At 47.4% G+C, this 22,279-nt stretch carries 22 protein-coding genes and 1 other annotated feature; all 22 genes read left to right on the top strand.

Annotation, left to right across the window (positions count from 1 at the left end):
- Positions 1 to 15: 15 nt before the first annotated feature.
- The 22 genes from murA to ileS all read left to right on the top strand — a co-directional run bounded on the left by murA (position 16) and on the right by ileS (position 22,241).
- Entirely contained in the window at positions 16 to 1,308 is a 1,293-nt protein-coding gene (gene murA, locus ACFPYJ_RS21700; RefSeq protein ID WP_379190311.1) for a UDP-N-acetylglucosamine 1-carboxyvinyltransferase, read from the top strand.
- Positions 1,309 to 1,392: 84 nt separating this feature from the next.
- A complete protein-coding gene (locus ACFPYJ_RS21695; protein WP_379190310.1) occupies positions 1,393 to 2,157 on the top strand; it encodes a cell division protein FtsQ/DivIB in 765 nt (254 codons plus the stop codon).
- A gap of 235 nt (positions 2,158 to 2,392) precedes the next feature.
- Entirely contained in the window at positions 2,393 to 3,634 is a 1,242-nt protein-coding gene (gene ftsA / locus ACFPYJ_RS21690; RefSeq protein WP_379190309.1) for a cell division protein FtsA, read from the top strand.
- A gap of 17 nt (positions 3,635 to 3,651) precedes the next feature.
- Entirely contained in the window at positions 3,652 to 4,779 is a 1,128-nt protein-coding gene (ftsZ, locus tag ACFPYJ_RS21685) for a cell division protein FtsZ (protein ID WP_379190308.1), read from the top strand.
- Between the two features lie 237 nt (positions 4,780 to 5,016).
- The gene (gene spoIIGA / locus ACFPYJ_RS21680; protein WP_379190307.1) at positions 5,017 to 6,009 is read left to right on the top strand and encodes a sigma-E processing peptidase SpoIIGA; all 993 of its coding nucleotides are present in this window, start codon (positions 5,017 to 5,019) and stop codon (positions 6,007 to 6,009) included.
- Complete coding sequence (gene sigE, locus ACFPYJ_RS21675; RefSeq protein ID WP_379190306.1) at positions 6,000 to 6,722, top strand: RNA polymerase sporulation sigma factor SigE; 723 nt, start codon at positions 6,000 to 6,002, stop codon at positions 6,720 to 6,722. The genes spoIIGA and sigE overlap by 10 nt, the downstream gene beginning before the upstream one ends.
- A gap of 404 nt (positions 6,723 to 7,126) precedes the next feature.
- The gene (locus ACFPYJ_RS21670; protein ID WP_379190478.1) at positions 7,127 to 8,131 is read left to right on the top strand and encodes a methionine ABC transporter ATP-binding protein; all 1,005 of its coding nucleotides are present in this window, start codon (positions 7,127 to 7,129) and stop codon (positions 8,129 to 8,131) included.
- Positions 8,122 to 8,787, top strand: a complete 666-nt coding sequence (locus ACFPYJ_RS21665; RefSeq protein ID WP_379190477.1) for a methionine ABC transporter permease — start codon at positions 8,122 to 8,124, stop codon at positions 8,785 to 8,787. Before ACFPYJ_RS21670 ends, ACFPYJ_RS21665 begins: the two co-directional genes overlap by 10 nt.
- A gap of 40 nt (positions 8,788 to 8,827) precedes the next feature.
- The gene (locus tag ACFPYJ_RS21660; RefSeq protein WP_379190305.1) at positions 8,828 to 9,697 is read left to right on the top strand and encodes a MetQ/NlpA family ABC transporter substrate-binding protein; all 870 of its coding nucleotides are present in this window, start codon (positions 8,828 to 8,830) and stop codon (positions 9,695 to 9,697) included.
- A gap of 209 nt (positions 9,698 to 9,906) precedes the next feature.
- On the top strand, positions 9,907 to 10,284 hold the full coding sequence (locus ACFPYJ_RS21655; RefSeq protein WP_379190476.1) for a GntR family transcriptional regulator: 378 nt from the start codon (positions 9,907 to 9,909) through the stop codon (positions 10,282 to 10,284).
- Positions 10,285 to 10,295: 11 nt separating this feature from the next.
- Positions 10,296 to 10,985, top strand: coding sequence for an ATP-binding cassette domain-containing protein (locus ACFPYJ_RS21650; protein ID WP_379190304.1), 690 nt, complete (start codon positions 10,296 to 10,298; stop codon positions 10,983 to 10,985).
- The gene (locus ACFPYJ_RS21645) at positions 10,982 to 11,836 is read left to right on the top strand and encodes a hypothetical protein (protein WP_379190303.1); all 855 of its coding nucleotides are present in this window, start codon (positions 10,982 to 10,984) and stop codon (positions 11,834 to 11,836) included. Before ACFPYJ_RS21650 ends, ACFPYJ_RS21645 begins: the two co-directional genes overlap by 4 nt.
- Positions 11,837 to 11,848: 12 nt before the next feature.
- A complete protein-coding gene (locus ACFPYJ_RS21640; protein WP_379190302.1) occupies positions 11,849 to 13,105 on the top strand; it encodes a hypothetical protein in 1,257 nt (418 codons plus the stop codon).
- 119 nt (positions 13,106 to 13,224) lie between these two features.
- Complete coding sequence (gene sigG / locus ACFPYJ_RS21635) at positions 13,225 to 14,007, top strand: RNA polymerase sporulation sigma factor SigG (RefSeq protein ID WP_090573745.1); 783 nt, start codon at positions 13,225 to 13,227, stop codon at positions 14,005 to 14,007.
- A gap of 228 nt (positions 14,008 to 14,235) precedes the next feature.
- Positions 14,236 to 14,514 (top strand): PRC-barrel domain-containing protein, encoded by a 279-nt coding sequence (locus ACFPYJ_RS21630; protein ID WP_379190301.1) that lies wholly within the window; start codon positions 14,236 to 14,238, stop codon positions 14,512 to 14,514.
- Between the two features lie 93 nt (positions 14,515 to 14,607).
- Positions 14,608 to 15,483 carry a peptidoglycan editing factor PgeF gene (gene pgeF / locus ACFPYJ_RS21625; protein ID WP_379190300.1) on the top strand — a complete coding sequence of 292 codons (876 nt, stop codon included), beginning with the start codon at positions 14,608 to 14,610 and terminating at the stop codon, positions 15,481 to 15,483.
- Entirely contained in the window at positions 15,480 to 16,190 is a 711-nt protein-coding gene (locus ACFPYJ_RS21620; RefSeq protein WP_379190299.1) for a YggS family pyridoxal phosphate-dependent enzyme, read from the top strand. The genes pgeF and ACFPYJ_RS21620 overlap by 4 nt, the downstream gene beginning before the upstream one ends.
- A gap of 288 nt (positions 16,191 to 16,478) precedes the next feature.
- Positions 16,479 to 16,931, top strand: a complete 453-nt coding sequence (locus ACFPYJ_RS21615) for a cell division protein SepF (protein WP_379190298.1) — start codon at positions 16,479 to 16,481, stop codon at positions 16,929 to 16,931.
- Positions 16,932 to 16,938: 7 nt separating this feature from the next.
- Positions 16,939 to 17,208 carry a YggT family protein gene (locus tag ACFPYJ_RS21610; protein WP_379190297.1) on the top strand — a complete coding sequence of 90 codons (270 nt, stop codon included), beginning with the start codon at positions 16,939 to 16,941 and terminating at the stop codon, positions 17,206 to 17,208.
- Positions 17,208 to 17,990: a YlmH family RNA-binding protein gene (locus ACFPYJ_RS21605; RefSeq protein ID WP_379190296.1), complete on the top strand. Its 783-nt coding sequence runs from the start codon at positions 17,208 to 17,210 to the stop codon at positions 17,988 to 17,990. The genes ACFPYJ_RS21610 and ACFPYJ_RS21605 overlap by 1 nt, the downstream gene beginning before the upstream one ends.
- Before the next feature lie 196 nt (positions 17,991 to 18,186).
- On the top strand, positions 18,187 to 18,684 hold the full coding sequence (locus ACFPYJ_RS21600; protein WP_379190295.1) for a DivIVA domain-containing protein: 498 nt from the start codon (positions 18,187 to 18,189) through the stop codon (positions 18,682 to 18,684).
- 71 nt (positions 18,685 to 18,755) lie between these two features.
- Positions 18,756 to 19,092 (top strand) — a binding site (T-box leader).
- Between the two features lie 53 nt (positions 19,093 to 19,145).
- Positions 19,146 to 22,241 carry an isoleucine--tRNA ligase gene (ileS, locus tag ACFPYJ_RS21595; RefSeq protein WP_379190294.1) on the top strand — a complete coding sequence of 1,032 codons (3,096 nt, stop codon included), beginning with the start codon at positions 19,146 to 19,148 and terminating at the stop codon, positions 22,239 to 22,241.
- Positions 22,242 to 22,279 lie beyond the last annotated feature (38 nt).

Raw genomic sequence — 22,279 nt, 5'->3', positions numbered from 1 at the left:
TTCGGAGGTGATACATTGGACAAATTGGTGATTGAAGGCGGGAAACCCCTCTCAGGAACCATTGTTATCCAAGGCGCGAAAAATGCCGCTTTGCCAATTTTAGCTGCAAGCATGCTAGTTGAAGGAAAAGTAACGATCGATCATGTGCCTAAGCTGCTTGATATCGACGTTATGCTGAACATTTTACGCGAATTAGGCTGCCGTGCAGAGCACGAGGATGAAACCGTCTTGCTTGATACGTCAAGCGCACATTCCTCACATATACCAGAGCCGCTTATGCGTCAGATGCGATCCTCCATCTTTTTGATGGGCCCCCTTCTAGCGCGGTTTGGCGAAGTGACGATTTATCAGCCTGGTGGCTGCGCAATCGGAGAGAGAAAGATTGATTTGCATCTTCGGGGCCTCATGGCACTGGGGGCGCAAATTCAAGAAGAAGGCAGCCGGATTTCCTGCTTCGCAAAACGGCTTAAAGGCGCTGAGGTTCACCTGGACTTCCCAAGCGTCGGTGCAACGGAGAATATAATGATGGCAGCCGTGCTTGCCGATGGCTTAACAACGATTACAAATGCGGCAAGAGAGCCGGAAATTCAAGATCTGCAGCGTTTCTTATGCAGCATGGGTGCAAAGATCATCGGTGCGGGAACAGATACGATTACGATTGAAGGGGTAGAGAAACTATCTCCAGGTCGTTATCAGGTTATTCCTGACCGAATCGTAACCGGTACAGTCATGGTAGCTGCTGCTGCAACACGCGGTCAGGTTACCTTGCAAAATACGAATCCGTCCCATTTGACCTCTCTGATCCACGTGCTTAGGCGCGCAGGTGTTCAAATCGTGGTTGACGGTGATATAATTAAGGTCGGCAGCGCAAGCAGGCCTAAAGCAATCGACCGCATTGTCACTTCGCCGTATCCTGCTTTCCCAACGGATTTGCAATCGCAAGTGATGGTTCTGCTGGCATTAGCCGATGGCGTTAGCGTCATGAAGGAAACGATATTCGAAGGTCGGTTCAAGCACGTTGATGAACTATCTAGAATGGGCTCAGATATTCGGGTAGATTTAAATTCCGCATTTATTAGAGGCGTCTCTCGTCTATATGGTGCGACTGTCGAAGCAACAGACCTTCGTGCAGGAGCAGCGCTTGTAATCGCCGGTCTGGCTGCTCAGGGGAAGACCGTTGTGGAGCAGGTACATCATATCGATCGCGGCTACGACCGGATTGAGACGATGTTCGGGCGGCTCGGAGCACGGATTTCCAGGCTGTCACCTGAACCGAAAGCAGCGGATTTCACCAGCACTTCATATTGAAATTGATATCATGATCGCAAACGGCATGGGGCTGTTAGGAGCAGGCATCCTGCCGTTTCCGTTTGCACGAAGAGGAGACAAGCCATGACAGACAAGATGCCTGTACTTAGGGAGCCTGCCAGAAGACGGAGAGGCGGCAAAAAGCTGCTTATTAGTCTCTTTATTCTGTTTGTTGTTATATTATGTGTCTTGTTTTTTAATTCTTCCATTAGTAAAATATCCTCCATAACTGTGGAAGGGCAAAGATATATGAAGGCAGCGGATATCCAGAAGGCGACAGGAGTCACGGTTGGGGATGCATTCTTCGGTACAACAGCTAAGACAATTGAAGCTAGAGTTGGTAAATTAAAGGCGATTGAAACGACGAAAGTGATCAAGTCCTTTCCAGGAAAAATTAAAATTGTGATCAAAGAACTTCCGACAGTTGCATATGAAGTATCGCCGAAAGGCGAAATAACTGCGATTATGTCGAATGGAACAAGCCTCGTAGCAGGCAGTGATGTTGTAGTGGACAAGCCGATATTATCAGGCTGGAAAGCCGGCGATCCGGTGAAAATTGAACTTTGCAAACAATTGGCTGCTATACCGGCACAATCACTTTCAGATTTTTCAGAGATTATGCCAACCGCATCAGCGTCCTACAAAGACCGAATTAAAATCTACACCCGTACGCGTTTTGAGGTCATTACAGCCGTTTCCTTGCTGCAGTCTAAGATTGCGGTGCTAAATGCGGTCATTGAAACACAGGAACCCGGATTGATTACCCTTCTTTTGGCAGATAAGTATGCTTCCTTCACGCCTAGTGATTCAGAAAATACCGATTCTGCTGAAAAAGAGACTACTCAATAGCTTGAAAGAGTGTTAGAATTTTAATTATGTAGATTTTATTTGTTCTTATTTTCTTTTTTACCTTGCAGACACGATACAGGATGTGGCAAAGACCCATCTGGAGACATAGACAATATTAAAAAAATTGTAGAAAAAAGAGGGAAAATAGTCAGGGTGTTGAATTAACTAGGAATGAGCAAGGAGACTTAACTAAAGGTCCGTATCTTAATCAATGTTGAAACGGAGGTGCCAAGGGTTGAGCAGCAACGACATCATCGTCAGTTTGGACATCGGTACATCCAAAGTTCGTGCTATTATTGGCGAAGTGAATAACGGAGTCATTAATATTATTGGAGTTGGATCTGCCGACTCGGAGGGAATTCGCAAGGGAGCAATTGTTGATATTGATCAGACCGTGCAGTCCATTCGTAATGCAGTGGATCATGCGGAACGGATGGTCGGCATTCAAATAAGCGACGTTTATGTGGGCATTCAAGGCAATCACATCGGGTTACAAACCAATCATGGCGTTGTAGCTGTTTCGAACGAAGACCGGGAAATCGGTGAAGAAGATATCGAACGGGTGCTTCAGGCAGCTAAGGTAGTGGCACTGCCGCCTGAGCGCGAAATCATTAATCTTGTTCCGAAGCAATATTTGGTCGATGGGTTAGAAGGGATTTCTGATCCTCGAGGTATGATTGGCGTGCGGCTTGAAGTGGAAGCAACGATCGTTACCGGCGCAAAAACAGCGATACATAATTTAGTCCGGTGTATCGAGAAGGCTAATCTAAGAATTGCAGGCATCATCTTAATGTCACTAGCATCAGGTCAAATGGCTCTGACCAAGGATGAGAAAATGATGGGAACGGCGCTTGTAGATATTGGCGCAGGTTCTTGTACAATCGCCGTCTTTGAGCAGGGAAGCATAGTAGCTACTTCAACATTGCCTATCGGCGGTGAATATGTAACGAGTGATATCTCTTACGGCTTGCGTACCCAAACGGAGCAAGCGGAAAAAATTAAACAGAAATTCGGCTGTGCACTTATTGAAGATGCTGCCGAGGATCAGAAGTTTAAAGTTATGCGGATGGGCAGCAATGTCGAGAAAGAATTCTCACAAGTGGATTTGACCAATATTATTGAACCGCGTATGCAGGAGATTTTTCACCTCATTCATCAGGAAGTTCGTCGTCTTGGTTACGGGGATAAAATAAATGGGTATGTTCTTACAGGCGGCGCTGTTACGATGCCTGGTACTTTGGCGCTTGCGCAGCATGAACTTGAAGCATCGGTGCGCATTGCAGTTCCTGATTTTATCGGTGTGCGAGATCCTGCGTTCACCAGTGGTGTCGGCATGATACAATACGTTTCGAAGTACATGCGTAATCGTCCCGTGCCCGTTCAGAAGAAAAGTGCCAGCCGGAAACCAGGAGCGCCTACAGCCTCGAAGCCCGGACTGTTTGAGAAATTAAAAAATATGTTTAGTGAATTTATTTGATCGGGGGATATAACAGCATGTTGGAATTCGATTTCGAAATGGAGCAGCTGGCGCAAATCAAGGTCATTGGCGTCGGCGGCGGCGGCAGCAATGCAGTTAACCGAATGATCGAGAATGGTGTTAAAGGCGTAGAATTTATTACGGTTAACACGGATGCCCAAGCGCTTCATATGGCTAAAGCGGAACAAAAGCTGCAAATTGGCGATAAATTAACTCGTGGTTTAGGTGCAGGAGCAAACCCTGAAGTAGGGAAGAAAGCGGCTGAGGAGTCACGCGAAACGGTTATGAACACGCTCAAAGGAGCGGATATGGTGTTCGTAACAGCCGGGATGGGCGGCGGAACAGGTACTGGTGCTGCCCCGGTAATCGCTGAGATCGCCCGCGAATGCGGTGCGCTGACTGTTGGCGTTGTCACACGGCCGTTTACCTTTGAAGGCCGTAAGCGCTCTGGACAAGCTGAGTTTGGGATTGAAGCGCTGAAGGAAAAGGTAGACACGTTGATCGTTATTCCGAATGATCGACTGCTTGAGATCGTGGACAAGAAAACACCGATGCTTGAAGCTTTCCGTGAAGCGGATAACGTGCTTAAACAAGCGGTACAAGGGATTTCTGATTTGATCGCGGTACCAGGTCTTATCAACTTGGACTTCGCGGATGTCAAAACAATCATGACGGAGCGCGGCTCCGCGCTAATGGGTATCGGGAATGCGACGGGTGAGAACCGTGCTGCTGAAGCGGCTCGCAAAGCTATTCAAAGTCCGTTGCTAGAAACGTCCATCGATGGTGCAAGGGGTATCATCATGAACATTACCGGCGGGTCTAATCTGTCGCTTTATGAAGTGAATGAAGCGGCTGAAATTGTCATTTCTGCATCGGATCCTGACGTGAATATGATCTTTGGTGCCAGCATCGATGAGAACCTCAAAGAAGAAATTAAAGTGACGGTTATTGCTACAGGATTTGAACACCGCAGCAACCCGGCGTTCCGCAAGCCGTCAGTTGGCCATCCGGAAGAGAAGACTGGAGAAGCACGCGCTGCGGCGCCAAGCGTAAGCTCGGGACCAAAGCCTTTCGGCAGCACAGTATCCAGCGACCAGCTTGATATTCCGGCATTTCTGCGCAACAAACGTAATAATGACCGCTAGGCAATAGGTCTTTGGCCGCTTTCCGTACAATACGGAAAGCGGCTTTTTTGCCGTTTCTGTAAATTCCTGACGGCTGTTCACAGCCTGTCCAGCGAGAGACATCGACAAAAAAAGATCGCTCCTGACGGCATGTTTAGACAGACATTGTAATAGGCTTTAACTATACTAAACACAAGCCGCTGATCCTCGCTAGAAACGCATGGAGGGCGTCTGTTCAGTGGAAAGTGCGGCAGGAAGGTGAAGGCACTGAATGTAGTTTATATCGATGTCTATTTCATGATTAATCTACTCATTGACGGTTCTAATCTTCTGCTCACGGCTTGGGTGCGCAGCATTCGGGCCAAATGGTGGCGTGTACTGCTGGCCGCGGTCATCGGTTCGTTATATGCCGTCATGATGGTTTTTCCGCCGCTCTCGTTTCTGTTCACCATTATCATCAAAATTGTTTTGTCGGTCATAATGCTGCTTACGGCTTTTGGATTTGGAAGCGTCCAACATTTCATCCGTCATCTTGGAGCATTTTATGGTGTGAATTTCGCTGCTGCCGGTGCTGTGCTTGGATTCAATTATTTGCTTATGAACAGCTCAAAAGAGGTATGGGATACTTTCAAATCGGTTGACGGTCAATATGGATTTATGATTAGACCTTCCATCCTATTCGTATTTTCTATCGTCTGTGTCGGTTATTACATCTACCGTTCCGTTATGACCCAGCGCAAAGAGCGTGATCTGGTTCGCAATCATCTTGCGGAGGTGAAAGTCAGAATCGGTGATTGTACGTATAGCTGTGTAGGCTTGATTGACACAGGTAATCAATTATATGAACCGCTTACCCGCACGCCGGTCATGGTCATGGAGACTTGCGTTTGGCAGGAGGTGCTTCCGCCTTCGTGGATCAATAAGATTCGCGAATCACAGGTCGATAAGCTGCTTGCAAATATGAATGATGATGAGCCCTTTATTTGGCAGGATCGTCTTCGTCTAGTGCCATACCGCGGGGTGAACCGGGGCGCACAATTTATGCTTGCGATTAAACCCGACATGGTCATCATCGTCCGGGATGGAGAACAATTTGAATCACGTAAGGTACTTATTGGTCTAGATGCAGGCAAATTAGTCACTGATGGGACGTATCAAGCGATCATCCATCCGTCACTTCTGCAAAATCGAAGCATCACGATCGATTCAGTTCACAGTTCTTCGGGGAGGGATGGGGCAGCATGCTCGTAAAATGGAAATTAGTCCTGCAGTTATATTATTATCGGGTTTTATTTTTATTCGGATTAAAAAGTGAGGAGATCTATTATATTGGCGGAAGCGAAGCGCTGCCGCCGCCGCTCACTCGTGAAGAAGAGGAATATTTGCTTGATAAGCTGCCGTCCGGCGATTCTGCCATACGTGCTATGCTTATCGAACGTAATTTGAGACTGGTCGTGTACATCGCCCGCAAGTTTGAGAATACGGGCATTCATATCGAGGATCTCGTCTCGATTGGGGCTATTGGTCTTATTAAAGCGGTCAATACTTTTGATCCGGAGAAAAAAATCAAGCTGGCGACATACGCATCAAGGTGTATTGAGAATGAGATATTGATGTATCTTCGCCGCAACAGTAAAACAAGGACGGAAGTATCCTTCGACGAACCGCTGAATATCGACTGGGATGGCAACGAGCTGCTGCTCTCGGATGTACTGGGAACGGAGAATGATACGATTTATCGCAATATTGAGGAGCAGGTTGACCGGAAGCTGCTGCATAAGGCGCTTGATAAGCTGACCGAGAGAGAACGGATCATTATGGAGCTGCGGTTTGGTCTTGCGGATGGCGAAGAGAAGACGCAGAAGGATGTTGCGGACCTGCTTGGCATTTCCCAATCGTATATCTCCAGGCTGGAGAAGCGGATCATCAAGCGGCTGCGCAAGGAGTTTAATAAGATGGTTTGATGTAGAAATCCCGGAGCTCCTTGTTATAAGGATTCCGGGATTTTTTTATGAACGTGAATGGCTTGAATCGAAGTTAGCTCTCGCTTTCTCCACCGCTCGTGCTCTTGTTTTTCTTCTTTTTCCTCGTTGTTGTATTCTGAGCGCCATGACCCTGCTGTTTAGACATATCGGAGTAAACCCTCCCCTCGCCTGATATGGGAAGTATTTTGCGCATCCGTTTGAATGGTTATGCAGCCTGTTTAACTGAAATGAGTATAGGTGTAAGAAATATTTGACAGTGACAATAGGTACTGGAGTTCGATATAATACCAACCGTTGCTCGCTCGCAATTTGCAATGCATTTTTCATATCAATGGGTATTCTACATAGGTGGGGTACGATTGACGAAGCAGGAGGTAATTCAACTGATTGAGCTTAAGGACATAAGTAAATCCTACAGGTCCGGCTCGGTTTCCGTCGAAGCGATCAGGAATATTAATTTGACCGTGAACAAGGGTGAAATATTCGGTATTATCGGACATTCAGGTGCGGGAAAAAGCACCTTGCTTAGATGCGTAAACCTATTGGAGCGCCCTTCAACCGGTTCCGTTAAAGTAGGCGGCGAAGAGCTGACGACGCTCTCATCAAGCCAGCTTCAGATGCAGAGAAGACGAATCGGAATGATATTTCAGCATTTTAATTTATTGAGTCTGGCTACGGTTCGAAGCAACATCGCATTCCCGCTTCGACTCGCAAAAATGGGGATGAAGGAAATCGACCGAAGAGTGAACGAGCTGCTAAAGCTTGTCGGTCTTGTCGATCATGCGGATAAATATCCGTCTCAGCTCTCAGGCGGGCAGAAGCAGCGCGTCGGCATAGCGAGGGCGCTTGCCAATAATCCGGATGTGCTGCTGTGCGATGAAGCGACTTCGGCGCTCGATCCGCAGACAACGAACTCTATCCTTGCGCTGCTGGTCGATATTAACCAGAAGCTGGGCATAACCATTCTTCTTATTACGCATGAAATGCACGTTATCCGTTCCATTTGTGACCGGGTAGCCGTTATCGATAAAGGCGAAGTTGTAGAGTCAGGCGAGGTGCTGAAGGTGTTCTTGAAGCCCGAGCATCCAGTGACGATCGATTTTGTCAGCCAGGTAGCCGATTCATTTGATGTGACGGAGTTAATCGGGGTCAGCAGGGGCAAGCTTGTTCGTTTGAATTACATCGGGGATTTGACCTACGAGCCGATTCTGTATAATGCGGTTAAGACAACGTCAGTCGAATTCACCATTCTCCAAGGCATTGTATCCAGAATGAAGGGTACGCCATATGGCCAGCTTGTCATCGAACTGATTGGGAATGAACCTGAAATAAAAAAGGTTATTGCTGCACTGCGCAGCGAGGGACTGGATGTGGGGGAATTAACATGACCTTCGAGAATGTGAGATGGACGGAAATATGGAAAGCGACCAAAGACACCCTCACAATGATGGCGTCATCGCTTGTATTCACGATTATTCTTGGATTGATTCTGGGTGTGGTTTTATTCTTAACCTCGCGGAGACAGCTGCTTGAGCAGCCTGTTGTTTATATGATTTTATCCGTAATCGTTAATGTGCTGCGCTCTGTCCCCTTCGTTATCTTGATGATTACCATTATGCCGGTAACGAAATGGATTACAGGAACAACGCTTGGCGTTGAGGGTTCCATTCCGCCGCTTGTTGCTGCGGCTGCCCCGTTCTTCGCGAGACTCGTGGAGACCTCGCTGCGTGAAGTGGATCGCGGCGTCATTGAAGCCGCGCAGGCGATGGGAGCCTCCAGATGGGATATCGTGAGGCGCGTGCTGCTGCTTGAGGCGCGTCCGGGGCTGCTAGCGGCTGTTACAATAACCGCCGTCACGCTCGTATCTTACACGGCAATGTCAGGCGTTATCGGCGGAGGCGGTCTGGGTGACCTTGCACTTCGATACGGCTATCAACGATTCCAGACAGACGTCATGCTGGTTACTGTAGTGCTGCTCATTGTATTGGTGCAGATTTTGCAGACGGCAGGAGACCTTTTGGTACGACGATTTAGCCGAAAATAATCAGAACGAATAGAGAAAATTTACCAACGGAGGACTTACAATGAAAAAACTGAGTTTAATTGTACTTGCGGTGCTGCTTGCCGTTGTCGTATCAGCGTGCGGGAGCAAAAAAAATAATACGTCAAATGATACCACTCCTGCTGGAAACACGGCGGCAAATGATTCGAAGGCGAACGAAGGCACGCAAGAAGTAACATTGAAGGTTGGCGCAACACCGGTGCCTCATGCTGAGATTCTAAAAGCCATCCAGCCGCTCCTCAAGGAAAAAGGGATTAACCTGGAAATCGTGGAGTTCAATGATTATGTACAGCCCAATACACAATTGTATGAGAAGGAGCTCGATGCAAACTTTTTCCAGCACACTCCTTATCTCGAACAGTTCAACAAGGATAAAGGCTATGATCTTGTGAATGTGGCTGGCGTGCATATTGAACCGTTCGGTGCTTATTCGAAGAAGATCAAGAAAATCGATGAGCTGAAATCAGGAGCGAAGGTCGTTATTCCCAATGACCCGTCAAACGGCGGACGTGCTCTTGCACTGCTCGCAGCCAATAAACTGATTACGCTGAAAGATGGCGTAGGCGTTGCAGGAACGGTTGCCGATATTACGGAGAACCCGAAGAAGCTTGAGATTACAGAGGTAGAAGCAGCGACGCTGCCGCGCGTTCTTGATGAGGTAGATCTCGCTCTGATCAATACGAACTATGCACTCGAAGCCGGCTTAGTCCCAACCAAGGACGCACTATTCATCGAAGGTGCGGATTCCCCTTACGTCAACATTCTGGTTGCCCGTCCGGACAACAAGGATTCTGAAGCGATTCAAACCTTGGCGAAGATGCTGCGTTCCCCAGAAGTGAAGAAGTTTATTGAGGACAAATACAAGGGTGCGATTGTGCCGGCCTTTGAATAGTTAGATACCGGTAAACGATGCTTTGAATGTTGGCGCTCAACTCCTTAACGGGATGTTGGGCGCCTTTTTGCTTTTAGAGATGCTGGTATTAAAGTTAGTAATTGACAAATTAGGTGTATGATCGATATAGTACACTTATAGTGTATGAACTAAGTAGTACACACACTCGAAATGGAGTTGGATAAAGCATGAACATTGGAGACGGACCGCTGGATGTAAGCTTTAACAATCGAGATCCTGTCTATCTCCAGGTTGTCCGCTATTTTAAAGAAGAACTCGCAATGGGCAAGCTGGAGCCAGGACAAGTCATTCCATCACGCAGAGAAGTGGCAGGGCTGTTCAAAATTAACCCGAACACCGCTCAGAAAGCTTATAAAGAAATGGAGGAGCAAAAGTTGATTATTACGGAAGGGAATTCTCCCAGTCGAATTACAACGGACGGGCAGGTGCTCAGCGGAATCAGGGAAGAGCTGATCGGGGACGCCGTTGATGCGTTCGTGGCTTCTATTCGCAAGATTAACGTTCCTGTCGAAGAGCTCCTGGAAATCGTAAAGAACAAGTACATTGAAGAACGCTCGAAGGATTAGGGGGCTTAAGCATGATTGAAGTGAAACAAGTGAAGAAGAAATTCGGCGGGAAGCATGTGCTTGACGGTATTACGTTCACTGCCGAGAAGGGGCAAATTACTTGTCTGATCGGCATGAATGGCGTCGGGAAGTCTACCATTCTCAAAGCTATCATGGGCTTGACCCCGATTAAGAGCGGCCGGATTCTGATTGACGGAGAACCGTTAAGCAGTCGTACATACGAGAAAGTGACCTTCATTCCAGATACGATTACGATGCCGCCAAGCATGACGATCGGCAGCTGCATGCTGTTCATGAAGGATTTCTACAGCTACTGGAATCAGAAGCGGGCCGATGAAATGGCATCCTTTTTCAAGCTGAATGTGAAAGACCGCGTAGGGGAGCTGTCCAAAGGTAATGCAGCCAAGCTTAATCTGCTGCTCGGATTAGCGGTAGATACCGATTATGTGCTGATGGATGAGCCGTTCTCCGGCATTGATATCTTCAGCAGGGAGCAGATTGCTTCCGTATTCACGAGCCATCTGATTGAAGAACGCGGCGTTATCCTGACCACTCATGAGATCAACGATATTGAACATCTGATCGATAAGGTTGTCCTCATCAATCAAGGTGTTGTCAGTAAAGAGTTCAACTGCGAGGAAGTCCGCCAGGAAGAAGGCAAATCCGTCATGGATGTCATGAGAGAGGTGTACCAGGCATGAACCGATATATGAAGCTGGTCCATATGGAGATCAGCCGTTTCTGGAAGCTGTATGTCGTATTGTTCGCAGTGACGCTGCTTGTGCAGTGCGGGGGGGTGCTGATGGCCGCTCGGGATTATATGTCGAGGCGGCAGCATATTTTGGAAACCGAACTGCTGACAGATGCACAGTATGTGGTGAAGCACGGAGCTTTTAATCTATATACAGCGATGATGGATGCCAGCATGTGGATTGTGGCGCCGATAGCGCTCAGCGCTGTCACGCTGCTCTTGTACACCGTGTTTATCTGGTACCGGGAGTGGATGGGGAAGAACTCGTTTATTTATCGTCTTCTCATGCTGCCTACGGCCAGAAGGAATATCTATTTGGCCAAGCTTACCGCTATTTTATTGCTTGTTTTGGGTTTAGTCGGGTTTCAATTAGCGATATTGCCGATTGAGCAGCTCATTTGCCGTATGAGTGTTCCTCAGGCGCTTTCAGATCCGGTTTCATTGCTTGAAATGATTCGGTATTATTATATATTTGTCGTGCTGGTTCCGAATCATTTGACTGATTTTCTTCTTCTCTATGGCACGGGTACGGCACTTGTCATTCTTTTATTCACGATCGTACTCCTGGAACGCAGTTATCGTCTCAAGGGGATTATTGCAGGGATTCTCTATTTAATCGTTGTCTCGTTGATATTGATCGCTCCTCTCTATCTTTATGATTATCAAACAAGCTTCCTGCACTTCGATCTCTATTTGTATCCGATGGAATCTTTGACCATCGAAATGGTACTCATACTGATCATTGGCCTCATTTCGCTATGGATCAGTTTATATTTACTTCAAAAAAAGGTTACGGTTTAGGGGGAAGAATGAATGAAACGTTATTGGAAGTCCGTCGTACTTATTGCCCTTATCGTAATCAGCCTGGGAAGCTTTTATATCGAGTCCTTATTGAATCCCCTGCCAAGCTTCAAGCTAGTTAAGAGTGAAGGGGATGAGAAGCAGGCGGCCGATATAGTTATGCAGGGCAGATTTGAGTATGCCAATGGGGATGTGCGGGTCGATCAGGCAGGAAGTTCCTATGATAGCGAGAAGTCTCTTCTCTGGCAGCTTGCCGAATCGCACCGGTACTACGATTACAAGACGAAGATTCAATTGAACCGATTACAACAAGAGCACGGGAGCTTCATGAGAGGCAAAGAGAATCTGATCGGCTTTTACGAGGATAAGCAGGTGCTGGTCTATGTCGATTTAGAATCGACCTATAATCAGCTCAATCGGAATAACAAATTCGATTTTCAAGTATCTGTTCTGGATAAGAGCAGCAGCAAGGTGAGTGATTTTGAAATCAGCGTACCTAATGATACCAATTATTTATGGATGAACATTCAGAATGTACAGATGGTCGACAAGCAGCTGAAGCTGCTGACACGTAATGCTAAACGAACGGCAGTACAGCCTAAGTCCGGTAATCTGTCCGAAACGCATATTTATTCCATCGATCCTGCAGCCAAGAAGATCTTACAGGACGATATGGCAGGCGAGGACCAATATGTAGACGAAACAACGTTTGAGGAATTCTTCCTGCTGCATGATGTACAAGCTCTAACGTCAAGCGAGCGGGTCATCTATCAACATAAAACCACTCATCTTCAGAAGCTTAACGGCAAATCAAATGTTGATAGCTCCTATTCGGTCTCATCGGTGGACTACAGCTTCAGCTCTTATAATCTAAGAACCGGCAAGGAAGAAATGATTCCGTTTCCAATAAACAGTTCAACGCCGCAGGATACGGATTCATATTATGTTTCGGGTGAGCGCATCTTGAAATTATCGGCAGATAAAGCGGGAATGACCATTGAGAAATACAATTTGAGCGATCGTAAATCAGAACCAGCGATAACGCTTGCTTATTCTGATCTCGGGTCAGCTTCGCTCCCGAGAACAAGCTTTGATGATCGTAACATGTATTTGCTTGTCCACACGGATAAGCGGAGCGAGGTCATCATTATTGATCTGGCAAACGGACAAACGGTTTATAAAGGAGCTGCTGTTGTTGAGGGTTCAGCTGCTGAGCAGGAAGCACAATTGAACAAACTGAATCTGCAAAATATCGTGCTAATGAAGTAAGTACGCGCCTTTTGAAGCCTTCGGATATTTCCGAAGGTTTCTTTTACATTTGGTGGGAATAAATTGGGGTGCCGGGGAGATACTGTACATTAATGTTTCTCCTTGGGAGGTAATCATCGTTGACGCGAAACAAAGTTGAGATTTGTGGAGTGGATACCGCGAAACTGCCTGTCCTGACCAATGCTGAAATGCGCGAGCTTTTTACGGCATTGCAAACACAAAACGAATGGGCAGCAAGAGAGAAATTGGTCAACGGCAACCTAAGGCTAGTGCTCAGTGTCATTCAACGTTTCAACAATCGTGGCGAATTCGTAGATGATCTGTTCCAAGTCGGCTGCATCGGCCTCATGAAGGCGATCGACAATTTCGATCTGAGTCAGAACGTGAAGTTTTCCACCTATGCCGTGCCGATGATAATCGGTGAAATCCGCCGTTATCTGAGGGATAACAACCCGATCCGTGTGTCTCGAAGCCTGCGTGATATTGCTTACAAGGCGCTGCAAGTGCGCGATAGCTTGACGAACAAAAACTCAAGGGAGCCCACGATATTCGAAATTTCCGAAGCGCTGAACGTTCCGAAGGAGGACGTCGTGTTCGCGCTCGATGCCATTCAGGACCCGGTATCATTGTTCGAACCTATTTATCATGATGGGGGCGACCCGATCTATGTAATGGATCAAATAAGCGACGATAAGAACAAAGATGTATCGTGGATTGAAGAGATCGCTCTTCGGGAAGCGATGCATAAACTAAACGAACGCGAGAAAATGATTCTTTCCATGCGGTTCTTCGAAGGGAAAACGCAAATGGAGGTTGCCGATGAAATCGGCATCTCGCAGGCGCAGGTTTCGCGTCTGGAGAAATCAGCGATTCAACAAATGCAAAAGCATGTTAAAACGTAAACGGCGCGCCTTGCGCCGTTTTTTTAATGGGAAAAATACATGTTTCGCTGGTTCTGAAAATCATTTCTACAAATCCGCGAAGCTTTCTGTACGGATTTGCTTAAAGTCACAGCAAGTATTAATTTCACCGTTTCCTTTTCTGATCAGGACATTTTACCCATGAGGCACATATAGTAATAATACAAGCGAATGGGTGATAACCTTTTGCAGAAATGTGGTGAGCGTATAGTGAAAATATCCGACTTTCAAACGAAGGATGTCATTAACATTGTGGATGGCCGTAAGCTCGGCCAGGTTAGTGACTTGGAGCTGGACCTGCGCCAGGGACGGATCGATTCGATAGTCGTGCCCAATAATACGAAATTCTTCGGTTTGTTCGGCGGCGGCGGGACTGACGTTATTATTCCGTGGCGCAATATCGTGAAGATAGGTACAGATGTCGTTCTTGTTCGCATAGACGATGCTAAAGTGTACCGGAACGAAGAGGATGACGTGCAGGTCCGATAATACAGATAAGCGCAAATGGATCCTTGCGGGCTGAGGCAAAGCTCGCAAGGAAAGCTTCCGCTATGATAGACTGTGGATGAGGTGATAAAACATATGGAACCCTTTAAACAGATTGATTCAGCGAAGATGCCTTCGCTTTTTTTATTGTCAGAATGGATGGGAAGCTGTGAAGGTCTCAGTGCAGGCTTTACGAGCCGGCTGGGCGGGACAAGCGAAGCGCCGTGGTCATCGCTTAATATGGGTTTGCACGTCGGCGATGAAAATGATGCCGTCATCCGTAACAGGGAGCTGCTTTCGCAATCGCTGGGGTGGCCTTTCGAGGCGTGGACATGCGGGGAACAGGTGCATGGCTGTGAAGTCCATGTAGTTACAGCTCAAGACCGCGGCAAAGGCCGAACGAGCCGGGCGACCTCCGTCGGCGACGCGGATGCAATGGTGACGAATGAAAAGGATGTCCTTCTAACTTCCTTCTATGCCGATTGTGTTCCTTTATATTTCTTTGATCAGGCCCGGAGCGTGATCGCGCTTGCGCATGCGGGCTGGAAGGGCACTGTGCTTGAAATTGCGCGGTTGACCGTCGAAGCGATGCAAGCTAACTATGGCTGCGAAGCAGGGCAAATTCAAGCGGCAATCGGTCCATCGATCGGCAGCTGCTGTTATGAGGTGGATGAAGTTGTGCTGGGCCGTGTTAATCCGATTATTCGAGAGCTGGAATTAGTACAAAGCGATCAATCCGGAGCGCTTAGCGAAATAGTTAAACCGACCAGCGGAGGAAAAGCTCGGATAAACTTGAAAGAATTGAACCGACAGATTATGATAAAAGCAGGAATTTTGCCGACGCATATCGAAATATCAGAGTGGTGTACCGGTTGTTCGACGGAACTCTTCTTTTCGCATCGTGTGGAAGGCGGACCGACTGGACGTATGGTTAGCTGGATCGGCATGAAAAAAGGAGAAACCAACGCGTGACATTATTTGAGCGAATAGAAACGGTAGAGAAACGGATAGCCGAGGCTTGCCGGAGAAGCGGCAGAGAACGGCAGGGTATAAACTTGATTGCCGTAACCAAGTATGTGGGTATAGAACAAACGAAGAGCGTGCTGCAGGCAGGGCTCCTTCATCTTGGGGAGAACCGCTGGCAGGATGCTCAAGCCAAGTGGCAGTCAATGACTGGCGGGCAGGAGGATTCCGTTGCCGGAATTGAGCCGATATGGCATTTTATCGGATCGCTCCAAACTAACAAGGTCAAAGACGTCATTGGAAGGTTTACATACATTCATTCATTGGACAGGCTGTCTTTGGCACAAGCCATCGAACGGCGTGCCGAGCAGCTTGGCATCGTTGTACCGTGTTTTATACAAGTAAACGTGTCCGGCGAAGACAGCAAGCATGGTCTTGCTCCGGAGGAGCTGCATCAGTTCGCTGGTGAGCTTGCAGGCATGCCGCATATTGAGCCGATCGGTCTCATGACCATGGCGGCACTTGACGGAGAAGCGGAGCAGTCCCGTCCGGTATTCCGCGGTCTCAGACAGCTCCGCGATGATTTGAACGCACAAGCTGTGCTTCGGAAACCGGTAACCGATTTATCGATGGGAATGTCGGGTGATTTTGAAGTTGCTGTGGAAGAGGGGGCAACCTGGCTGCGGCTTGGGACAATGCTGGTCGGTAAAAGCTAGCATCCCAAATTTGTGTAGAGCCTCGCAAAAACTTAAGTATGGCTTCCGAAGTGAGTTTTTGCTCACAAGATAACTTTTAACAAGTTATCTTAAGGCAGAGCCTCGCAAAAACTTAAGTATGGCTTCCGAAGTGAGTTTTTGCTCACGAGATAACTTTAACAAGTTATCTTAAGACAGAGCCTCGCAAAAACTTAAGTATGGCTTCCGAAGTGAGTTTTTGCTCACAAGATAACTTTAACAAGTTATCTTAAGGCAGAGCCTCGCAAAAACTTTTAGGAGGAACAAAAAATGAGCGTGATGAACAAATTCATGAATTTTCTTGGGCTGCAGGAGGAAGAGGAAATTGTGGAACGCGAAAGAGTGGAGCACCACGAAGAACAAGAGATTGAAACTTCTCCATTCGAAGCACGTAAACAAAGTACGAAAGGAAACAATGTGGTCAGCATACACTCTCAGAAGAATGTCCGTGTTATATTGAATGAGCCCCGTTCGTATGATGAAGCACAGGAAATTGCGGATCATCTGCGCTCGCGCCGTTCTGTAGTTGTTAATTTGCAGCGCGTACGGAACGACCAAGCTGTTCGGATCGTCGATTTTCTAAGCGGAACCGTTTATGCTCTTAATGGGAGCATTTCGAAGCTTGGGATCAATATTTTTCTGTGTACGCCGGACACGGTTGAAATTCAAGGGGCAATTTCGGAAATGCTGACTGAGGAGCAAGAATACAAAAAGATGAGGTGACCTTGAGTTGAGTGACTCTGCAACAAATATTATATACACATTGTCCGAGATCTACAGCTTTCTAATTATCGGATATATCCTCTTGTCCTGGCTGCCAAGTGTGCGTGAGAGTTTCGTGGGTGAACTGCTCGGTAAAATTGTTGAACCGTATTTGACCCCGTTCAGACGCATCATACCTCCTATCGGCGGTATGCTGGATATATCTCCGATCGTCGCCTTGTTTGCGCTTCGTTTCGTAACAAAAGGCATTGATGCGATCGTTCATTTGTTTATCTGATGAAACCGGATATCTATGTTCATTTCCATCCCGATGAAAAGCCGTTCGTTGACCGAGCATCCGAATGGATCGAACGAGCGGCTTTCGCGCATGAGCTGAAGCGGACTGATTTTCTTGATCCGAGGCAAGCCGATATTCTGATCAGCCTTGCGAACCGCCAGCCAGAGGTTCAAGTGAGGCTGTTTGGAGGTTATGAAGGCGCAGAACGCAAACGTGCGCTTATTGCGCCCGATTATCGGAGGCTTGAGGACGAGCCTGAAGGTATCTCTTTGATTGCAGTGAAAGGCAGCACACAAGGACATCTGGAACTTGACCATGGAGATTATCTGGGTGCCATGCTCGGTTTAGGTATTAAACGTGACCGCGTTGGCGACCTCCACGTACATGATGAGTTTGCTCATTGTCTGGTGGCCGGGGAGATTGCAGATTATATTAATATTCATTTGCGCCAAGTCCATAGGGCGAATGTACTAACGGATATTTTGCCTTTATCGAGCTTGCAGACAACCGTCTCTGCTTTCGAGGAATTAAGCTTATCGGTAGCCTCTTTGCGTCTTGACGGAATAGCCAGCGATGTCTATCGGATCAGCCGCTCAAAAATAGTCGATCCTATTCGGGCCGGACGCTGCCGCGTGAACTGGAAAGTCGAAGAAGATCCTTCAGCTCCTTTAAAAGAAGGAGATGTTGTATCGATGCAGGGGCTGGGGCGATTTAAAATGCTGTCTGTTGAAGGCACGACGAAGAAAGGCCGAGTTCGCGTAAAAGTCGGCAAATTAATCTAATGGGTTGCAGGAATATGGCCGGGCTTGTCGAATGATAACTGTTAACTCGGTTCTATGATGACGATTTCTGGATTGCGCATGCGAAACGAATTCGAACTTACAGGACTTGCTTCCGGAGTGAGTTTTCCTTCGGAAAACTTATAGATCAACTTCCGAAGCTAGTTTTCCTTCGGTAAACTTTTTAGGAGGTGCACCAGTGCCGCTTACGCCATTGGACATACATAACAAGGAATTTGGAAGACGCCTTCGTGGATATGACGAAGATGAAGTGAATGAATTTCTGGATCAGGTCATTAAAGATTACGAAGCGCTTATTCGTGAGAATAAGGAAATGCAGAATCAGGCACTCTCGCTTCAAGAGAAGCTGAACCACTTCGCCACTATAGAAGAGACGCTCAGCAAGACCATCATCGTTGCCCAAGAAGCAGCAGATGATCTCAAGAGCAATGCGAAGAAGGAAGCACAGCTTATCCTGAAAGAAGCGGAGAAGAATGCGGATCGCATCATTAATGAATCCCTCTCCAAATCCCGCAAAGTAGCGCTTGAAGTGGAAGAATTGAAGAAGCAAGCTTCCATTTACCGTGCCCGTTTCCGGACTCTTGTTGAGGCACAGCTTGACCTGTTAAGTCATGACGGCTGGGATTCCCTTGAAGGCGGAGGCCGGTTATCCAGCGAAATCGCACGTGAATCTTAATCATTCTCGAATAGTTTGACAATTGATAACGAAACGCGTATAAATGTAATCATACAATATGTTTTGATAAGCTGAATTCGTTGACGAGAACGAGTACGCCATTTACGTTTTTACTCCAGAGAGCCGGCGATTTGCTGAAAGCCGGTGTAGAAACGATGGCGGAATATCCTCTCCGAGAAGCGGAGCCGAACCTTTTGGCACTCAGATAGCTGGGAAGTTGAAGCTGTTTCTGGTCCAAATTTACTAAGCGCTGCCGGAAGTCCACCGTTACAAGGACCGCGGATGTTTAAATTCGTGACTAAGGTGCCAAGTAAATCGTGCTGTTCATTCATCTCTCTGTCGATAGGGGGAGTTGAATGCCGCTTTCTTGGAACAAGGGTGGTAACGCGAGTCAGTCTCGTCCCTTTTTGGGGGCGGGGCTTTTTTTGTTTTTCAATATGAATTAAAGGAGATGTTCTGTGATGCAGCGCATTGATGTTAAGGAACGTGCTAGAGAGCGCGAGAAGCGGGTATTAGCCAAATGGAACAAAGAAGAAACATTCAAGAAATCGATTGAACATCGCGACGGTAAACCGAATTTTGTATTCTATGAAGGTCCTCCGACAGCAAATGGTAAACCGCATATCGGGCATGTGCTTGGTCGGGTTATCAAGGATTTCATTTGCCGCTATAAGACGATGGACGGCTACCGTGTTGTTCGTAAAGCAGGCTGGGATACGCATGGATTGCCGGTGGAGCTTGGTGTTGAGAAACAGCTCGGAATTTCGGGCAAACAAGAAATTGAGGAATACGGTGTCGAGAAATTCATTACCAAATGTAAAGACAGCGTATTCGAATATGAACGGCAGTGGCGTGAATTGACAGAGGCGATCGCCTACTGGACCAACATGGATGATCCTTATATCACGCTGAATAACGACTATATCGAAAGTGTGTGGCATATATTGTCGACGATTCATGGCAAAGGCTTGCTGTACCGCGGTCACCGTGTAAGCCCGTACTGTCCATGCTGCCAGACGACATTGAGCTCGCATGAAGTTGCTCAAGGGTATGAAGATGTGAAGGATTTAAGTGCAACGGTGAAATTCAAGCTTGCTGACACTGATGAATCCGTACTGGCATGGACAACAACACCTTGGACGCTGCCTGCTAATGTGGCGCTTGCCGTTAATCCGGAGCTTGACTATGCGCGCGTAAGTAAAGATGAAGAAGTATACATCGTTGCGGCTGCGCTTGTTGAGAGCGTAATGAAAGGCAGCGAGCATGAGATTCTGAATACGATCAAAGGTTCAGAGCTTGTTGGACGTAAATATACGCCTCCATTTGGCTATGTGTCCGTTCCTGGTGGTCATATTATCATTCCAGGCGACTTTGTCAGTGACACAAGCGGTACAGGTATCGTTCATATCGCTCCCGCTCATGGTGAAGATGACTATAGAGTGGCCAAGCAAAATAACATCAGCTTCCTGAATGTTGTCGATAATGCAGGACGTTACATGGATTCTATCACGGATCTTGCAGGCCGCTTCGTTAAGGATTGCGATATCGATATTGTCAAAATGCTAAGCGAACGTTCGCTTCTCTTCTCGAAGGAACGTTATGAACACAGCTACCCATTCTGTTGGCGCTGTAAATCACCGCTTCTGTACTATGCGACTGAAAGCTGGTTTATCGAGACGACTGCTATCAAGGACCAGTTGATTGCCAATAACAGCAAGGTGGATTGGTATCCGGGTCATATTCGCGAAGGCCGTTTCGGTAAATTCCTGGAGGATCTTGTAGATTGGAATATCAGCCGTAACCGCTACTGGGGCACTCCGCTAAACGTTTGGGTGTGCGATAGCTGCGGCGATCAGCACTCACCGGGCAGCAGAGCAGATTTGGTTGCTCGTTCGACCCATCCGATCTCGCCGGATATCGAACTGCATAAGCCTTACGTTGACGAAGTGAAGCTGCACTGTCCGCATTGTGAAGGCGGTGTAATGACACGTACATCCGAAGTTATCGATGTGTGGTTTGACAGCGGTTCGATGCCTTTCGCACAATATCATCAACCGTTCGAGAATCAAGAGAAATTCGCTGAGCAGTATCCTGCGGATATTATCTGTGAAGGAATCGACCAAACACGCGGATGGTTCTTCAGTTTACTTGCGGTTTCAACGCTGTATAATGGTCAGGCGCCTTATAAAGCGGTCATCTCAACCGGGCATATCCTTGATGAGAACGGGCAGAAGATGTCCAAATCGAAAGGGAATGTTATTGACCCGTGGGAAATCATTGAGGAGTACGGTACAGACGCATTCCGGTGGGCTCTGCTTGCAGACAGCGCACCTTGGAACAGCAAACGTTTCTCCCGCGGTATTGTCGGTGAAGCGAAGTCGAAGGTTATCGATACGATCGTCAATACGCATGCGTTCTTCGCGCTTTACGCATCCATTGATGGCTACGATCCGGCTGAGCAGCCGCACCGTGTTTCCGGCAGCAAGCTGGATCGTTGGATTATCTCGCGTCAGAATACGCTCATACGGCAAGTAACGAAAGGCCTGGCCGTGAATGACTTCCTGAATGCGGCTAAGTTAATCGAGACATTCGTTGATGAGCTCAGCAACTGGTATATTCGCCGCTCCCGTGACCGGTTCTGGGGCAGCGGGCTGACAGATGATAAATTAGACGCCTACGGAACCCTGCGCACGGTACTTCTTACGCTTTCGCGGCTAATTGCTCCTTTTGCACCTCTGCTTGCAGATGATGTGTTCGTGAATTTAGGCGGAGGAAGCAGTGTACACTTGGCAGACTACCCGGCAGCTGATGAAGCGGCAATCGATGAGACGCTTGAGCGTGATATGGAAACAGCCAGAGAGATTGTTGAGCTGGCGCGAAATGTACGTAACGAAACAGGAATCAAAACACGCCAGCCGCTCTCAGAGCTTATCGTGGCGCTTGACCGCGAGTTTGATCTGTCTGATTATGAGGTCATTATCCAAGAAGAAATCAATGTGAAGTCGATTACGATTGCCAGCGGGGACAGCGGATTTGTTGACTTTACGTTTAAGCTGAACCTTAAGGTTGCCGGTAAGAAGTATGGCAAACACGTTGGACCGATCCAATCGTATTTGAAGTCGCTCCAGGCTGATCAGACAAAGGAAATCGTTCAGAACGGGGAGCTGAGCTTTACAACCGCTGAGGGCGAGACGCTTACGATTACGGTTGAAGAGCTGCTTGTGGAGAAACAAGCAAAATCAGGCTTTGCCTCGGCATCCGGTTATGGTCTAACAGTAGCCATCAATACGGATATTACCCCGGAATTAGAACAAGAAGGACTTGTTCGCGAAGTCATTCGTGCCGTTCAGGACACACGCAAGAAGCTGGATCTTCCGATCGAGAAAAGGATTCATCTCTTGCTCGATGTAGATGCAGAGCTTCATGAAGCGCTTCAAGCGTTTGAGTTCGTATTGTTCGAGAATGTTCTGTTAAGCGCAGTGGAATATACCTCCCAAGAAGGCATGGAGCGTATTTCGCTTGGAGAGAAAGAAATTGGAATTCGAATCGACGGATAAGGGAATAGTAATGGAATAGCAGCAGTTAACGAACGCCT

It is taken from the genome of Paenibacillus solisilvae (genome assembly GCF_042656405.1).
GTDB classification, from domain to species: domain Bacteria; phylum Bacillota; class Bacilli; order Paenibacillales; family Paenibacillaceae; genus Paenibacillus_Z; species Paenibacillus_Z solisilvae.
Note: the sequence above shows the minus strand (reverse complement) of the source record. Positions and strands in the feature narration are given on the sequence as shown.

Excerpts from the sequence above, each read along its gene's own strand:
- ACFPYJ_RS21645 (WP_379190303.1), top strand. The coding sequence starts at position 10,982 with ATGAACCGATATATGAAGCTGGTCCATATGGAGATCAGCCGTTTCTGG.
- ACFPYJ_RS21640 (WP_379190302.1), top strand. The coding sequence starts at position 11,849 with ATGAAACGTTATTGGAAGTCCGTCGTACTTATTGCCCTTATCGTAATC.
- ACFPYJ_RS21695 (WP_379190310.1), top strand. The coding sequence starts at position 1,393 with ATGACAGACAAGATGCCTGTACTTAGGGAGCCTGCCAGAAGACGGAGA.
- ileS (WP_379190294.1), top strand. The coding sequence starts at position 19,146 with ATGCAGCGCATTGATGTTAAGGAACGTGCTAGAGAGCGCGAGAAGCGG.
- ACFPYJ_RS21605 (WP_379190296.1), top strand. The coding sequence starts at position 17,208 with ATGAAACCGGATATCTATGTTCATTTCCATCCCGATGAAAAGCCGTTC.
- ACFPYJ_RS21615 (WP_379190298.1), top strand. The coding sequence starts at position 16,479 with ATGAGCGTGATGAACAAATTCATGAATTTTCTTGGGCTGCAGGAGGAA.
- ftsZ (WP_379190308.1), top strand. The coding sequence starts at position 3,652 with ATGTTGGAATTCGATTTCGAAATGGAGCAGCTGGCGCAAATCAAGGTC.
- pgeF (WP_379190300.1), top strand. The coding sequence starts at position 14,608 with ATGGAACCCTTTAAACAGATTGATTCAGCGAAGATGCCTTCGCTTTTT.
- sigE (WP_379190306.1), top strand. The coding sequence starts at position 6,000 with ATGCTCGTAAAATGGAAATTAGTCCTGCAGTTATATTATTATCGGGTT.
- ACFPYJ_RS21660 (WP_379190305.1), top strand. The coding sequence starts at position 8,828 with ATGAAAAAACTGAGTTTAATTGTACTTGCGGTGCTGCTTGCCGTTGTC.
- ACFPYJ_RS21650 (WP_379190304.1), top strand. The coding sequence starts at position 10,296 with ATGATTGAAGTGAAACAAGTGAAGAAGAAATTCGGCGGGAAGCATGTG.